15 protein-coding genes are annotated in these 16,847 nt (G+C 38.1%); 11 read left to right on the forward strand and 4 right to left on the reverse strand.

The genetic code is table 11. From position 1 onward, the window contains the following. The first annotated feature begins 55 nt into the window (after nt 1–55). Nucleotides 56–376, forward strand: a complete 321-nt coding sequence (locus KDN24_RS03390; protein ID WP_409975288.1) for an ArsR/SmtB family transcription factor — start codon at nt 56–58, stop codon at nt 374–376. Here KDN24_RS03390 and KDN24_RS03395 read toward each other — a convergent pair. After that, nucleotides 373–1,296 (reverse strand): cation diffusion facilitator family transporter, encoded by a 924-nt coding sequence (locus KDN24_RS03395; protein ID WP_409975289.1) that lies wholly within the window; start codon nt 1,294–1,296, stop codon nt 373–375. The genes KDN24_RS03390 and KDN24_RS03395 overlap by 4 nt on opposite strands. Nucleotides 1,297–1,489: 193 nt before the next feature. On the opposite strand from KDN24_RS03395, the gene KDN24_RS03400 reads away from it, so the two are divergent. Next, the gene (locus KDN24_RS03400) at nt 1,490–2,419 is read left to right on the forward strand and encodes a nuclease-related domain-containing protein (protein WP_409975290.1); all 930 of its coding nucleotides are present in this window, start codon (nt 1,490–1,492) and stop codon (nt 2,417–2,419) included. Between the two features lie 307 nt (nt 2,420–2,726). Here KDN24_RS03400 and KDN24_RS03405 read toward each other — a convergent pair whose 3' ends face one another. Then, the gene (locus tag KDN24_RS03405; protein WP_409975291.1) at nt 2,727–4,574 is read right to left on the reverse strand and encodes an LTA synthase family protein; all 1,848 of its coding nucleotides are present in this window, start codon (nt 4,572–4,574) and stop codon (nt 2,727–2,729) included. A 266-nt stretch (nt 4,575–4,840) separates the two neighbouring features. Between KDN24_RS03405 and KDN24_RS03410 the strand changes: the two genes are divergently transcribed. The 9 genes from KDN24_RS03410 (at nt 4,841) to KDN24_RS26340 (ending at nt 14,573) form a co-directional block, all read left to right on the forward strand. Further along, the gene (locus KDN24_RS03410) at nt 4,841–5,758 is read left to right on the forward strand and encodes a DUF4003 family protein (RefSeq protein ID WP_409975292.1); all 918 of its coding nucleotides are present in this window, start codon (nt 4,841–4,843) and stop codon (nt 5,756–5,758) included. Nucleotides 5,759–5,954: 196 nt separating this feature from the next. Further along, entirely contained in the window at nt 5,955–6,719 is a 765-nt protein-coding gene (locus tag KDN24_RS03415) for a GntR family transcriptional regulator (RefSeq protein ID WP_409975293.1), read from the forward strand. Nucleotides 6,720–6,740: 21 nt separating this feature from the next. Further along, nucleotides 6,741–7,259, forward strand: a complete 519-nt coding sequence (locus KDN24_RS03420; RefSeq protein WP_409975294.1) for an ECF transporter S component — start codon at nt 6,741–6,743, stop codon at nt 7,257–7,259. Between the two features lie 20 nt (nt 7,260–7,279). Further along, on the forward strand, nt 7,280–8,062 hold the full coding sequence (locus tag KDN24_RS03425) for an AIR synthase related protein (protein WP_409975295.1): 783 nt from the start codon (nt 7,280–7,282) through the stop codon (nt 8,060–8,062). A gap of 5 nt (nt 8,063–8,067) precedes the next feature. Next, the gene (locus KDN24_RS03430) at nt 8,068–9,804 is read left to right on the forward strand and encodes an ABC transporter ATP-binding protein (RefSeq protein WP_409975296.1); all 1,737 of its coding nucleotides are present in this window, start codon (nt 8,068–8,070) and stop codon (nt 9,802–9,804) included. Next, on the forward strand, nt 9,797–10,603 hold the full coding sequence (locus KDN24_RS03435; RefSeq protein WP_409975297.1) for an energy-coupling factor transporter transmembrane component T family protein: 807 nt from the start codon (nt 9,797–9,799) through the stop codon (nt 10,601–10,603). Before KDN24_RS03430 ends, KDN24_RS03435 begins: the two co-directional genes overlap by 8 nt. 39 nt (nt 10,604–10,642) lie before the next feature. Further along, on the forward strand, nt 10,643–11,632 hold the full coding sequence (locus tag KDN24_RS03440) for an ADP-ribosylglycohydrolase family protein (protein ID WP_409975298.1): 990 nt from the start codon (nt 10,643–10,645) through the stop codon (nt 11,630–11,632). 251 nt (nt 11,633–11,883) lie between these two features. Further along, the gene (locus KDN24_RS03445) at nt 11,884–13,050 is read left to right on the forward strand and encodes an MFS transporter (RefSeq protein WP_409975299.1); all 1,167 of its coding nucleotides are present in this window, start codon (nt 11,884–11,886) and stop codon (nt 13,048–13,050) included. A 218-nt stretch (nt 13,051–13,268) separates the two neighbouring features. Beyond that, nucleotides 13,269–14,573, forward strand: a complete 1,305-nt coding sequence (locus tag KDN24_RS26340) for a protoglobin domain-containing protein (protein ID WP_525931271.1) — start codon at nt 13,269–13,271, stop codon at nt 14,571–14,573. A gap of 74 nt (nt 14,574–14,647) precedes the next feature. Here the strand turns inward: KDN24_RS26340 and KDN24_RS03460 are convergent, their stop codons facing one another. Continuing rightward, nucleotides 14,648–15,901 (reverse strand): MFS transporter, encoded by a 1,254-nt coding sequence (locus tag KDN24_RS03460; protein WP_409975300.1) that lies wholly within the window; start codon nt 15,899–15,901, stop codon nt 14,648–14,650. A 231-nt stretch (nt 15,902–16,132) separates the two neighbouring features. After that, a complete protein-coding gene (locus tag KDN24_RS03465; protein WP_409975301.1) occupies nt 16,133–16,846 on the reverse strand; it encodes a response regulator transcription factor in 714 nt (237 codons plus the stop codon). Between the last annotated feature and the right edge of the window lies 1 nt (nt 16,847).

The raw sequence follows: 16,847 nt of genomic DNA on the forward strand, positions 1-16,847 counted from the left end.
CGCCCATGATTTTCTTTTTCCCTTCATGGTATAATGAGCCATGGAGGTGATTATTTTGGAGCATAAAGATCAGCCTAATTCAAAAATTACACTTGATGAAGAAACACTTTTTATCGTTTCACAAACTTTTAAAGCTTTAGCAGATCCAACCCGAATTCGGATTTTACACTTGCTTTCAGATGGAGAACATTCCGTGAATGAAATTGCAGAAAGGCTTTCATTGCTGCAATCAACTGTCTCTCATCAGCTTCGTTTTTTAAAAAACTTACGACTTGTCAAATTTAGACGTGAAGGAACTTCTTTATATTATTCCTGTGATGATAAGCATGTTATGGATGTATTAAAACAAACGATTGAGCATGCCAATCATCATTAATTGCAGTTTCCGTGATGGTTCGGACAGCCATGCTCTCTTTTTTCTACTTGAATGGTACTGTGCTCAATGCCAAATTGATCATGAAGAATGGATTGGGCTTTCTGTAGAGTGGTGTCATGGATGCCGGAGTCCTCGATCGAAATATGACAACTCAACATTGGCATTCCTGATGTGAGTGACCAAATATGAAGGTCATGAACCTCGGCTGCATATGGAATCTGTAAGAGTGCAGCTTTTACTTTCTCTGTTTCAATGTGAGCGGGTGTTCCTTCCATTAAAATATGAAAGGATTCTTTCGTAACTCGAAAGCCGCTAATGATGATGAGAATAGCGACGATAACACTTGCAATTGGATCGGCTATTCCCCATCCGAAGAAGATCATGAGCAAGGCGGCTATGATGGCACCAACGGAACCAAGCATGTCTCCGATGACATGAAGGAAGGCGCTCTTAACATTTAAATTATCATCCTTACCCCCGCGCATTAATATCCAGGCAGCAATAATATTGACAAGTAATCCAATGGATGAAATGATCAGCATGCCTCCACTTTGAACCTCAGGCGGATTTTCGAATCGCTTAAAAGCTTCATAAAAGATATAGAGAGAAATTAGGATTAACGTAATCCCGTTTAAAGCTGCTGCAATAATTTCAAAGCGCTTATACCCAAATGTTTTTGAAGTAGAAGCTTTTCTTTCCCCAAGTTTAATAGCAAAATAGCTTAATCCAAGTGCCGCCGCATCGCTTAGCATATGACCCGCATCCGATAGAAGAGCCAAGCTATTCGTTATAATCCCACCAACAACCTCAACAATCATATAAGATGTGATTATAACGAAAGCTAATAATAATGCTTTTTTGTTATTTGAATGCCCGTGTGAATGGCTATGTCCATGAGAATGTCCGTGATGATGTCCCATAATATATTCCTCCTATATTAGTATATGCATATGTGTTCATATATATTATGTTACATGTTAATGATTTGGTCAACAGTTATTTCTTCAAGTGGAAGATTAGATTGTTTTTTTATGTAGTATGGATAGCGTTTTCTGAAAATATCCTCGTTGTTCCTCTTGTTTTTATTAAAAATTTTTATAGGAGATGTGAAGTATGTTTATTAAACCCCGACTTGAGCCACTTGAATTACTTATACTTAGAAGCCTCAACAATCGAATGGAATTACTAGATAAGGAAAAAAACTATTATAATAACGTTGAAAAAGGGTTTTCCGGCGAGAAAAAATTCGATGAATGGATGGAGGAAATTTTAAATGAAGAATGGCTTGTTTTAAATGATTTATTACTAGAAAGCAAAAATTCAGTTTTCCAAATAGATTCTTTGCTAATAACTGCTGATAAAATTTACCTATTCGAAATCAAAAATTATGAAGGTGATTTTTATATTGAAGCGGATAGATGGTATACACTAGCTGGAAAAGAAATTTTGAATCCGGTATCTCAATCGAACAGATGTGAATCGTTATTCCGATCATTGCTTCACGATTTGGGTTATAGCTATGTAATTGAATCATCCGTTGTCTTTATTAACAACCACTTCTCTTTATACGAAGCACCCCGAAACCTCCCGTTTGTTTTTCCAACACAGCTTCATAAATTAAGAAAGAAATTAATCACGAACAAAGGCATCCTAAACAAAAAACATTCGAAGCTGGCTAAACAGCTATTATCTCTACATTTAAAAGAATCCCCCTATAGCCGTTTACCTCCATATGACTATAATGCCCTTAAAAAAGGGGTGACGTGTTATTCTTGTCAGTCTTTTTTGGAACTATCAAAAACAAAGGAAGCAACAGTACAATGTCATAAATGTGGTAAAAAAGAGGGAATCCATACGACGATTCTTCGAAGTGCAAAGGAATTTAATATGCTTTTTCCAGAGAGGAAAATGACAACGAATGAAATATACGAATGGTGTAAAGGGATTAGATCGAAAAGGCTCATTAGAAAAATTCTTATGGAAAAATATAAACTAAATGGGCTTGGAAAAGGAGCTTATTTTATAAAAAATGAGGGAGAATAGTACAAATTATTTTTTTATATCAATTTCTTCCATGAATTGGAGAGAACGAAAACGAAACTCTTCTACTCCGTAGTATTAAGGTATATTCTAGGTAAGGTAGTAGAAGAATCGCCTTTAATGCGCCTCAATAATGTCGATTCTAGGTAAGGTAGTAGAAGAATCGTCTTTAATCCATTCAATAAGGTCGATTCTCATCATGACAATGCGAAAATCGACCTTACAAATTCGAGGTATAAAAAACAATCATTGTTTTTAGACAAAAAAGTTTAATGTGACTAGTTTTTTCTATATTTCGTATTTGAATTAGTTATTTCCCCAGTTCCCTCCGCACATAATCCGAGTGCTGCATAATTAGGAGTGTGTTGTCAATTTTGGTTTTCATGCCTTTTGTGTTTTTCGTTTTCTTCATTGTTTTTCGGTTATATAAATGTGCAGGGTCTTTGGCGCTAGGAGATGTATAAAGTGTTTTATTGCTAATAAAGGATCCACCTGGCAAGTAATAGCGCATGCCGAGTAAGTTCTTCTTATATTGAAAAAGATTGTGGCCGATCATTTGTGCGTTATGCTCGATTCCTAGCAAGTTTAATAAAGTTGGCATCAGATCGATTTGGCCGCCGAGGCGGGAATAGGATTCGCCAGTAAAAATGCCTGGTGCCGTAAACAAAACAGGTACGACAAAACGGTCGTGTAAATTGTATTTATGGCCTAATATTTCCTTTAAAATCTTTTCATCCTTTTCGGTTACTGGCGCGCCATGTAATCCTGAATGGTCTCCATATATTAAGATAATCGAATCCTCGTAAATCCCTAGTCTTTTCAAAGAATCAATAAATACTCCAATTTGTTCATCCGTATATCTGACAGACTGAAGGTAATTGCCAACGTAAGTGCCTTCATAGTCTTCAGGCAAATGAAGATATTCAAATTCTGCGGGCATTTCAAAAGGCGTATGACTAGTAAGCGTAATGATATTTGAGTACATCAAATCATGCGCTGCTAGCTGCTTCGGCAGTTGAGAATCTACAAAATCAAATAACACTTCATCAGCTGGTCCAAATCCAATTTCTTTTTCCTTCGGAATTTCTTCGCTCGTATACATATAGTCAAACCCGAGTGCAGGGTATAATTTATCTCTGCTCCAATACGTTATGTCATCCGCATGATAGGTCGCTGTTCCATATCCATGTTTTTGCAACGTACGAACGAGGGAAGGGAGCTCGTTGCCGTCAATGACATTAACGGTCGGATCCATTCCTTCTGGATAAAGGGATGTATGCATGAGCCACTCTGCATCTGATGTGTTCCCTGCTCCAATTTGCTGGTAAATATTATTAAAATAAGCACTGTCCTTTAAAAGAGCATTCAAGTTCGGCGTAATTTCTTGTCCATTCACTGTTTGGTTAATCACAAACTCCTGCAATGATTCTACTTGAATTGTAAAAACATGACGATTTTTTGCTAACCCGAATGTGGAATGTTCAGTAAAGGGAACATAGGTATTTCCTTTTAGCTTTGCTAATTCTTCATCTGTTAAATATTCATTTTGGGCAAAGGCTGTTCCAAATCCGCGTTCAAATACTTGCACGAATTGGGACTGAATATAGCCATGCTTTTTCGCGAAGTAAGAAACATCGACTAAAGGATAGAAAAACGCAAGAACCGTTGTAGCCAATCCGAAAATACTAAATCGAATCATCCATATTTTTGCGTGGGCAAAGGAATGCCCATGCCCTTTTGAAAAAATCCAAATGAACGGGAGAATCAGGACAACATCTAAGAAAAATAAAAAGTCATACGGAGTTCCAAGTAGGGCAACCGTCCCACCAACTGAGTTTGATTGATAAATTTGTTTCACATCATAATAAGATGGAACTGTCGAGAAGTAACGTGTATAAAAAATAATGACAATAAATAGGGCAGATAAGCATAAATTGAACACCCAAATAGCGAGCCAAGTCCTTTTTTTGCATAGAAAGATGGTAATGGTTAAAAGGAGTGCCCACATAGGAAATTCAATAAAAAGAATATGTGAGATTGATTTATTATCGAAAATAACCATTTGAAATGCAAAGATTTTTATAAATAAAACAAGCATGATCAAAGTATATGGGTGGGAGGAATAATTCTTCCATTGCAAAAACAAGTTTTTTTTCATTGAAACTGACACCTCTGACTAAAAATGATTCAATTTAAACTTATCAAATAGCCTGTGATCCTTGCAACCAATATATAACAAATTTAAGAAAGTTATGAATGAAAAAGTGTTGCGGAAGATAGAGGTCTCAGATTTTTAGGAGGATATTCCTAATAAACAGAGAAAATACTAGGAAAAATTTCGTTTGATTTCGGGACTAGTAGAAACCTTTTATATTATACTTTCGTATATAAAGATACATAATCTAATAGAACGGAGTGGTGAGTGTGAAGACGGCATTATTTGAGGAGAATGTAGAAATACTTCGACGTGCAGTCGGAAATTGGATGGACAGAAGACTTGTCATTATGACAGCGGCGCAATTTACAGCGAAAGGAAAGCAAATCGATGGAAGTGCCTTTCTTAAAGTTTCAGACTCCTTGAAAAAAAGTGCCTCTTTCTTCTCGCCCTTAAGAAGCATTCATTTTCCAATGACTGGGCTCATATTGACAAGTGAAAGAATGCCAGATGACGAGATTGCCCGTCTGCATCGTAATTATGAATTGCTTCGCACATCAGGATTAAGGAGCTCAAACTTTACTTTTATTGCTGCCTTTTTAATGGAAGAGAGCATGGAGATCGGGCGCATTAAAGCAGCTCATGATGAAATGAAGAAGTATCACCGTTTTTTAACCTCCTATGATGATTATCCTGCAGCTACTATCATCGCGAAGCAGGAAGGGAATGTAGAGGAATTAATAGCAGCGTCAGAACAATATTATGTCACGCTTAATCAGAATGGTTTTTATAAGGGAAATGATCTGCAATTTCTTGCCAATATGCTCGTAATGGACGTAGGATTTAACAAAGGTCTCGTGAGTGAAGTCATCTTCGCAAAGGATGAGCTAAGCAGAAGTGGACTTAAGGTAAAACAGATGCACTATCCTTCCCTTGGCGTAATCGCTCTCTCAGGAAAAATTAAAGAAGCGATCGCTTATGGGCTTGAGCTTAGAGAACAGAAAGCACTAAAATGGTATAAAGATATGGCCATTGCAGCTGCAGCCGTATTCGTTTCACAGGAATTTATTGATGCCTCCCCAGGATTAACAGCTGCAATCCAAGCAATGATTCAAGCTCAACAAGCTACAGCTGCGGCGGCAACGGCGGGAGCAGTAGCTGCTTCGTCATCGTCAGGGAGTTCATAATCAATATTTTAAGAAAGATACCTTGGGCAAGATCGTCTGAGGTTTTTTTTATTCAATGGAACATTGAAAACGGGCATTTAAACCTGCTATATGTTAAGGTTTTACACAAAACGACCAATTAAAATAATTATTGACAGAACATTCCCAAAATATTAAGATATGTCTAGACATATAGATATATTGGAGGATGGATGTGATGCCACAGAGAGAACTTAAAGAAGTACTTCGTGCGAATTATAATGAGGAATCAAAGGTGCCAAAATATTTAAAAATAAGGAGCTCCATTAGGCACATCATCGAAAAAGGGCTTGTCAAGGAAAATGAAGCTTTACCAACTGAAAGTGAGCTTTGTGAAGTTTTTGATGTTAGTCGTATGACAGTGAGACAAGCCATTGATGAGTTAGTAAGAGAGGGGTTCCTTGAAAGACAGTCAGGGGCTGGTACATTTGTGAAAACCCTACGATTAAAAGGTCGGCTTAGGACGATCCAAAGCTTTTCTGGAGAGATCGCACTTATGGGAAAATCGACGAATGCCCAATTAATAAGTGTGGAAGTAGTCGCGCCAAATGACGAAATCAGCAATAAACTTCTATTTACTAGTGATATGAAAGCGCTCCTAATTAAACGAGTTCGGTTTGTAGATGAGGAGCCTATTGCTTTTCTAAATTCATACTTGCCTTTCCACATCTTTAAGGATTTATTAGATGAAGATCTAAATGATCCGTCATTGTATGATTTAATTTCAGAAAAATACAATTTCACCATGTCCCACGGCGTAGAAAATATTCAAGCAATAGAGATGCCGCGCACAATTGCGCCCTATTTGAATTGCCTCCCAGAATCCTCCTGCTTCCATGTTTCAAGAGTTAGTTTTGTGAAAGAACTTGATTTTCCCTTTGAATATGTTGAAACCATTCTCAGAGGAGATAAATTTATCTTTACGAATGAACTAAAGTATTAATAAATTATTGGAGGTAGTTTTATGGCTGAGTTGGATCGAAAAGAGTCTGTCAAAATTAAGAAAGGGTTTTGGACACCAAAGAGAGTAGCTCGAATTGCTATTTTGATTGCTTTAAGTGCTGTCGGTGCCTTTATTAAGATTCCTTCGCCTACTGGGACTGTTGCTCTAGATGCATCTGCAGGATTCTTCAGTGCGGTTGCATTTGGTCCGATTGATGGTGCCATCGTTGGAGGGCTTGGACATTTGTTTACCGCAGCAACGACTGGATTTCCGTTAGGCTTGCCACTACACATATATGTCGCTTTTCAAATGGTGTTATGGACGATCATCTTTTGGTTTGTTGCAACGAAAGTAAATCTTTGGGTTGGAGTCATTGTTGCGATTATTTGTAATGGAGTTGTTTCAGCAGCGCTTCTTATTCCAATTGGAGGGACAGGGATGTTTGTCGCAATGGTTCTCCCACTTCTCGTTGGATCTGCTGTCAATGTGATCGTTGCAGCACTTGCTTATAAGATTGTGAAAAAGAGTAATATTATTTAATTTAGAAGGAGTTCGCTGAAATGGTCTCATACATTCATGATCCCGTCAAACAGCTGAAAAAAGTTCGGGATTTAACCATCATGGCAATCAATGATAAACAGTCTATCGTCATAGCTTGTGATTCGGATGGTGGAATTGGGAATAAGCCGCAGGATGTCGTAAAAGTAAGTGAGGAAACAATTGCCCATTTTGCGACACGAGTTCCACTTTTTGAAGTTATTGCAAGCGGTGCTTCCCCATTTCTAATTATTAATTGTTTATCTTTTGAAATGGAGGACGCTGGTCGGAAGGTCATTGCAGCTATTAAAGAGTATGTTCGCGAAGCTGGAATGACGGAAGATATTCAAGTAACTGGAAGCACCGAAGATAATGTCCCTACCATTCAAACAGGGATTGGCGTTAGTGTATTAGGCTTAGTAGATAAAAATAGTTTTTTTGCTGGCACCTCTTTACCCGGAGATCAACTTGTATGTATAGGCATCCCAAAGAGCGGCCCTAAATATGAGATTCGCATTGATGATCCAGAAATTATTTCATTAAAGGAATTATTGAAGATTCGAACATTGCCTTATGTTCACGATATTTTGCCGGTAGGTTCAAAAGGGGTTTTGCATGAAGCACAGCAATTAGCTGAAAGCAGTGCATTAATCTATTCTCCTATTAATTATGACGGAATCGATCCCGAGCAGTCTGCTGGACCCTCAACTTGTGTGTTAGTCTCTGTTCCTTCAAAAAATATAAATGAACTAAGAGATGAGATTCAAACCCCAAGCTTTGTCATTGGTGAACTAAGGAAGGAGTGAGTGTATTGGTTACAGAAGCGGCCATTCAAATTAAGAACTTGAACTACACCTATGAAAAAGCTGATAAACTGACTCTTACAAATATTAATCTTTCTATTCCTAAAGGGTATTTTACAGTTGTGATGGGGTCTGCAGGAGCGGGTAAAACAACTCTACTATTAACCTTAAATGGGCTTATTCCACAATTTATGGAAGGTGAGTGGGAAGGCTCCGTAAAAATCGGTGAAGACTACACAGATGAAACCCATATTCAGCAGCTTATTCAAAAAATTGGCTTAGTTATGCAGGAGCCTGAAACGCAAATCTTCGGGTTGACGGTCGGAGAGGATGTAGCTTTTGGACCTAGTAATTTAGGAGTTTCCGTCGAGGAAATTAATGAGAGAATCGAAGATTGCTTGTTTAAAGTTGGGCTATCAGGCTACGAAGAGCGTTCCACAGAATTTTTATCCGGCGGTGAGAAGCAGCGGCTTGCTGTTGCAGGGATTCTAGCGATTGGCCCTGATATTATCGTGTTAGATGAACCAACATCTGAGCTAGATCCTGAGGGGAAAGATGCCATTTTTCAAATTGTAAAAATCTTACAAAAACAACGTGGGATGACCGTTGTGATGGCAGAGCATGAATCAGAGAGAATTCTTGCTCATGCAGATCATGTGATCGTTCTTAAAGAGGGATCGATCATATGGGATGGTGACCCACAGCAATTGTTCGCAGAAGAAAAGTTAGTTCAATTGTTCAATTTGCGTCCTCCAGAAGTTTCAAAGGTTTATTGGGAATTAAAGAAAAAGGGAATTAAACTAGGCGAAAAATCGCCGAGAACTGTCGAAGAGCTATATGAATTATTAAAAAGCCAGCCACTAGCATACTCAGCCGCAACCTCGACAACGTGTCTGGAAAAAGAAAACCATTGTCACAACACCTCAGAACCTATCCTTCAAGTAGAAAACTTAAAACATGTATACCCAAATGGACAAGAAGCATTGAAAGGAATAAATACAACGATCTATCAAGGAGATTATATCGCCATTATCGGTCAAAATGGTGCAGGAAAATCTACCTTTTGTAAGCATTTTAATCGGCTATTATCGCCAACTGATGGGAGGATTTTGTTTAGAGGAGAGGATATCTCTAACAGATCGACTTCAGAGCTTGCTCAAAGCATCGGATATGTTTTCCAAAATCCCGATCATCAAATCTTCTCGCCGACCGTTTATGAAGAAGTAACATGGGGGTTGAAAATTAGAGAAGTGAGTGAAGAAAAACAAAGAAAGCTTGCTCATGAAGTACTTGAATTTGTTGGACTGAATGAATACGCGACCAAGCATCCTCTCTCTCTTAGTAAAGGTTTACGACAGCGATTGGCTGTTGCTTCAGTGCTTATTCTTGAACCTGAGATACTAATCATTGATGAGCCGACAACTGGTCAAGATTGGCAAGGAACACAGGATATGCTCCAATTAATAAATCGTTTGCATGAAAGAGGTCATACCATCATCATCATTACCCACAATATGTCGTTAGTGACAGACTATGCCAAGCGGATATTTATTATGGGAAAGGGGCAATTACTAAAGGATTGTCAGCCGAGTGAGACATTCAATGACCAAGAAATCCTGAAACAAGCAAAAATAACTCCTACCCAGCTCGTTCAATTAGCAGAAAAGCTGCATTTAAGCGATAGCGATATGACGGTCCCGACAATGGTAGAAAAGCTTCTGGATAGGGGGCATTCACTTGCTTGAATTTATTCAGAGTAATAGTTTTATTCACAGACTTGATGTAAGAGTAAAAGCCTTAGCGTTCCTGCTGCTGACGATTATCTCATTTATTTTTAATCATCCGCTTTTTAACGCTAGCTTTGCGATCGTCATTACGTTTATTTATGTCTATATGAAAATCCCATTTAAGCAATTGTGGAAGTTATTGAAGCCGTTGCTGCCCATTTTCATCGTGATGCTTACGATTTCCGGCTTTACTTATCCGGCGAGTAAGTTTAGTAGTGAGCTAGGACAACAAGTTCTTTTTTATGGCTGGTTTGATGAACGTCTTCCTTTCTTATATGGTGGGCTTTTCTTCGGGCTAACATTGGTTTTTAGAATCTACACAATGGTTATTTTGACATCTTTGTTTACGGCTTCAACACCATTGGAAGATTTTATCCAGTTATTGAATGTCATGAGGCTTCCTCAGCCGATCACGTTTATCGTCGTTACAGGTATTCGATTTATCCCAACGATGCAGAAAAAGGTTAACCAAGTTTATGATGCACAGAGGGCGAGGGGGGCTAAGCTTGCAGAAGGTGGATTTCTAAGGCAAATAACTACCTTTATCCCAGTGATGATTCCCCTTTTCGTTGACTCTATCCGAATGTCTGAAAAGCTTGCAATTTCAATGCTGAATCGTGGCTATGGGGCCACGAAAAAACGGACAGCCATGAAAACCTTGAAGCTACAAAACATCGATTATTTATTTTTAACCTCTAGTATAGCTATAATTGGCATGCTGCTTTATATACGAATATTAGGGTATGGAATCATTTAAGACAGCTTAAAGAGAAAAAGTAGAAGGAGTTGCACATACATGTCATTACACAAGGTTGTTGGTAGTTTAGTTGGTGTTGCCTTAGGAGATGCGATGGGAATGCCATCAGAACTATGGTCAAGAAGAAAGGTAAAGCAACGTTTTCAGCGAATCACAGAATTTCTCCCTGGACCAGACGACCATTTTATCGTGAAGGGGTTTAGAGCTGGGGAGTTTACAGATGACACTTCTCAAGCGATTAAAATCTGTCAATCTATCATTGCTAATCATGGAGTCGTGAAAGCTACACCTATCGCTAATGCAATCCTAGAGTGGGCAGAGGAACATGACGCATTTAATAAAAAATATTTAGGACCAAGCTCCGAAAAGGCACTAAGAAGCATCCAACAGGGCATTCCAGTTGAAGAAGCAGGCGGAATGGGCGATACAAATGGTGCAGCCATGAGAATAGCCCCAATCGGAATGATTAGTAAGTCGGAGAATCTTCAAGCACTAGTTGATAATGTAGAAGAGGCAAGCTTAGGTACACATAATACAAATATTGCGATTGCAGGAGCAGCGATGCTAGCAGCCGCAATTTCAACGGCCATTGATACCGATGATTGGGAATTGATTCTAAATAAAGCCTTTGAGGCTTATGATATTGGGTTTGAGCGTGGAAATGACTATTTCGGTGCCTCATCAAAGGAGCGGCTTAAGCTTGCTCTAGAATGGATTCGCAATGGGGAAGAAGAAGAAAAATTAATGGATAAACTGTATAACATCATTGGAGCGGGTGTTGCTACAACAGAAGCGGTTCCTACCGCAATTGCCCTTGCCTACTATGCGAAGGGAGATCCTATAAAAGGAGCCTTGCTAGCTGCAAACCTTGGCGGGGATTGTGATACGATCGGTGCGATGGTTGGTGGACTATGTGGTGCTTATTCAGGAATAGGTGCGATTCCAATGCAAATGGTTGAGCAGTTAGAGGATGTAAACAATGTGAAGCTCCGTCATATTGCTGAGGAACTTTATCAATATCGATATTAATTAAAATGGGTATGATAAAAAGTTCTCATCCAAAACAAAATTGCTGAAGTTTATCTATTCAAGTCCCAGGTGAAGATGACTCACTTGGGACTTTTTTGGTTGAAAAAATGCTGAATGAATCACCCCCCCTTAAAGGTAAGTGATTATTTTTGTATTAAACCTTTAAAAAGACTTTAATATTTTGTAAACGGACTCTTAAATGAGTAATATAAATATATAACTGAATTTTTTTACTAAGGGGATCGATTTATTTGGAAACAAAACGGGCGTTACCTATATTATTCTTAGTTATGTTCCTAGTAATGGTAGGCTTTGGAATTATTATTCCGGTGATGCCTTTTTATGCTGAGGAAATAGGAGCAAATCCGACAGAGCTTGGTCTGTTAATGGCGGTTTATTCCTTAATGCAGCTTATCTTTGCACCAATGTGGGGGAGAGTTTCAGATCGCATTGGACGGAAGCCAGTCATTATGATTGGAATTGGAGGATTAGGTGTTTCATTCCTTTTAATGGGCATTTCTAATCAGCTATGGATGCTATTCGCTGCCAGAATCATTGGCGGGTTTTTATCTTCAGCAAATATGCCCACGATCATGGCATATGTCGCAGATATTACGACACCAGAAAATCGTGCAAAAGGAATGGGGATTATTGGAGCTGCAACAGGCATGGGCTTTATTTTTGGTCCTGCCATTGGTGGTGTATTCTCAAAAACAAGCTTAACATTGCCTTTTTATATAGCAGGTGTGTCAGCATTCATTACCTTCTTTCTCGTCCTGTTTATTGTAAAAGAATCATTATCACTTGAAAGCAGACAGGGACATACTCAACATAAAACATCCATGCTCAAACAATTTACTGGGGCTGTGTCCATGTTATTCACATTGCAGCTGTTTATTTCCGTATCATTAGCTGGTCTGGAAGCAACATTTGCTTACTTTGCTGCGAAGAAAGCTGGCTTAGGCACTGTTCAATTAGGATATATTTTTATGATAATGGGACTGGCAAGTGCGATCGTTCAAGGTGGTTTAATTGGGAAATTAACGAAAAAATTTGGAGAGGGCACAGTCATACAAGGAGGAATTATTGTTTCAGCTATTGGCTTTGGGCTCATTTTGCTTGCTGATAGTTTCGTTACCTCTGCTATTTATTTAACGATATTTGGGATTGGCAATGGAGTCATTCGCCCAACTGTTTCCGCATTAATTACGAAAACATCTACAACTGGACATGGAAGCTCAACAGGATTGCTTTCTTCCTTTGACTCGCTTGGCAGAATAATTGGTCCGCCTTTAGGGGGATGGCTGTTCTCCATGCAAATTGGACTTCCATATATTTCTGGGATGATTTTATCGGCAGTAGCATTTGTCTTATATCGAACTTATCTAGTTAAATCCAAAACATTACAAGCAGCATGAAATAATCCAATGGATATTTCTCGAAAATCTAGGAGCCTTCCTTTTGGGAAGCGCTCCTTTTTTTGTTTAAAAATGACAAATTTTATGTTATCTTTACAAGTGATATAAAGTAAAAAAGGGGATTTTGATAGTTTGCTGAAAAGCTAGGGCATTCGCCGAACGGATTTGAAGAAAGCTATGCATTTTCAATGCAAATTTTGTGGATTGGGGATAATAATTTGGGACTTTTTTCAAAAGGGAAAAAAAGGGGAAGTTCGTTCGTAATAACATCTGCAACAGTAAAAAAAGAAGTTTTTATTAAGGTAAACAAAGGTTCTGATGTATTAAAACAAATTGAAATGATGAACCTCACACTTGATGATTTGTGTATGATTCGAACATTTCAACCAGTCATTGAGCAACATTTAACTGAAATAGTTGAGCAGTTCTATCAAAATCTTGAAAAAGAACAGTCTTTACTAGACATCATACACCAGAACAGTACATTTGAGAGGCTTAAAAAGACGCTCCGTACTCATATCTATGAAATGTTCAGTGGACAGGTGGATGAAGATTATATTAAACAGCGCTATATGATTGCTCATGTGCATGTGAAGGTCGGGCTTGAGCCAAAGTGGTATATGTGTGCATTTCAGGGGTTGCTGCAGTTAATATTCAATATCGTTGAACAACATACTGATAACACGAATGACTATAAACATGCAATACTAGCGATAACAAAAATAGTCAGCCTTGAACAGCAAATGGTTCTTGAAGCTTATGAATTAGAAAATGCGCGAATTAGAAAAGAAGCAGAAGAAGTTAAAAATCAAATCATGCTTAAAGTTAATCAAAATGCAGCAGACTTAGCTGCGATAAGCGAGGAAACAAGCTCTGCTATTCTTCAAATGACTGGGAAATCGAATCAAATAAAGGCAGTCACTCAAAAAGGGTCTGAAATTGCCATAAGTACAGAAAAAAAATCAGAAGAAGGAATTGAACGCTTAAAAAAGCTTGAAATGATCATGAATGAAACAGAACAAAAGGTGAAGAATATTTCAAGGGATATGGGACAGTTGGTCGACAATACGAGGAAGATTGAACAAATGGTTGTGCTTGTCACGTCCATAGCTGAACAGACGAATTTGCTCGCATTAAATGCAGCGATTGAAGCTGCTCGTTCTGGGGAGCATGGAAAAGGTTTCGCTGTTGTAGCTGAGGAAGTGAGGAAGCTTGCAGAAAGTACAAAAAGTTCGGTAGCAGAAGTATCACAGCTGATTCATGATATTTCCTTTACAACGACGAATATGTCATCCTCTATACTAGGGGCGTCTGAAGGAATTAAAACAGGAACAGAGGAATCACATAAAACAAATGAATTCTTTGATCATATCTTACAATCGATGAGTCAAGTCAAACAGCAAAATATTAAAATTGATGATGAGATTAGTGATTTCAATCAAATATTCGAAGATATAAATAAAGCTGCTGAACAAATTGCCATAAGTTCGGATGAGCTAACGAATATGACGACATTATTATAAAAAACAAATCCCGAATCAATTTACATAAGACTCGGGATTTGACTTCTATCATCTTTATTCGTACTTCGTTTACCTTAAGCAGCTACATTCTTTTGGTTGCCTTCTTTAATGAATAAGACAGAAATTGTACCAATTACAAGAAGTGCTCCAGCAAAATAGAATCCAGCGTTTAATGATCCAGTTATGTCTACTAACCAGCCAGTAATATATGGTGCTAAGATAGAACCACACATACCGATGAAGTTATAAAGACCGAACGCTGTACCTAATGCGTGTTTAGGAGCGTTATCTGCTACAACTGCAACAAGAACTGGGTTTGTACTAATTTTACCGAAAATACCGTAACCGATTAATGCTGCATATAGAACCCACATACTATCAAATGCAACGATTGAAACGATTGCGATAATTGAAAGTGGAAGCATAACTAGTAATACAGGACGACGTTTACCCATTCTGTCAGCGATCCAGCTGAATAGAATAGAAGCAGGAATAGCAGCCCATGGAACAAGTGAAGATACGACTGCAACTTCTGTTCCCTCGATTCCACGTGCATGCTGCAAATAGTAAGGAATCCATGTAACAACTACGAAGAAAGCGTAAATTGCACAGAAAATGGTAATGTAAGCAAAAATTAAATTTTTGGTAAATAAGTCTTTCATTTTAAGCTTTTCGGCAGGAGCAGCCTTTTCTGAACCAGTTTGAGCTTTTGCTTTTGGATTTTCTTTAATAACCCACCACATTGCTAAACCGATAAGAACAACTGGGATAGCAATAATGTAGAATGGAGCTCTCCAGCTCATTCCAAGTGTATCAACTGTGTAGCTAGAAATGAAGTAGCCTAAAGATAAACCAAATGCCATACCATTGTTAATAATCGCACTACCTACAGTAATATGTTTCTTAGGAATGGCTTCAGTTGAAAGTCCATATTGTGGTCCATAATAGAACCCTTGGAAAATACCTACTAATAGCCAAGCAATCATGAATAGTGCGAATGATGGCATCATACCTGTAACTGCTGCCATAATACCAAACATAATGACACCTGGTACAAGTACCTTTTTCTTACCGATCTTATCTCCCAGCATTCCAGAAGGTACGTTCATCCCTGCATAACCAATGAAGAAGATACTACTGATTAAACCGAGTTGTGCACCAGATAAGCTAAATTCTGCTTGGATATTATCCATTACTGGGTTAAGAATTGCACGAGTTGCATATAATGCGATCCACCCTAAAAAGAATACGGTTACAACTTTGATCCAATAGGGTATTAGCTCTTTTTTTTCAGAACTTGGATCATTCTGTTCCATAACTTTTGCCATCTTGTTTTCCTCCTAATTTAATTTATTTTCTGTGACAGCAAAGGAAAAATGTAATTATTTCAACCTCATACAAACTATAAAATATTAGGCATTGCAGTCGAATAAAAATGAAAGGGTTTACATTGCAAAAAGATTAAAAAATCATAAAAAAATCCCGCACGGCATTAATAGCAGGACGGGAAAAAATGGATTTGTTTTCTTGTGTCTCAGTCATTCAGTGCAATCAAAGACTTATTTTTTTGCAACACTTTTCAGCATATATCCGAGACCAGGATAGGTGACAATATATTCCTCTTTATTTTTAATGGATTCTTTAATTTTTCGGCGAATTCTTGCAATTCCAACCCGTAAATATTCAACATCGTCACGATATTGTGGTCCCCAAACTTCCGATAATAATGTTTCATGCTGAACTACTTTATCTAAATTAAGCGCCAATATTTCCATAACTGAATACTCGGTCTGTGTCAGCTTAAATTCTTCATCATTAATCCAACAACGCTTACTGCCGAGATCGATTGAAAATTCGCCTGTGCGAATGACAGATGACTGTGTCACAGAAGTGTCACCTGAACTTGCCATACTCCTACGCAAAACAGCATTTACTCTCGCGAAAAGTTCATCTAATGAAAAAGGCTTTGTTAAATAATCATCTGCTCCAACATTTAATCCTTGTACTTTATCTTTCGGGTTGCTTCGAGCAGTTAGCATAATAACAGGAACATTCGAGAACTTACGCAGTTTTTCTAATACGTAAAAGCCATCTTGTCCTGGCATCATAATGTCAAGCAAAATTAAGTCAGGTAAGACAAGATCGAATTTCTCAAATAGCTCTTCTCCAGAGCTCATCGTTGTCACTTCATAGCCAATAGACTTTAAGTTAGCAGAAACAAAACGCAAGATTTTTGGTTCATCATCAACGATACATATCTTTTGAACTTTCATT

Origin of the sequence: Cytobacillus sp. Bva_UNVM-123, from assembly GCF_046351715.2 — a bacterium.
Classification (GTDB): Bacteria; Bacillota; Bacilli; order Bacillales; family Cytobacillaceae; genus Cytobacillus.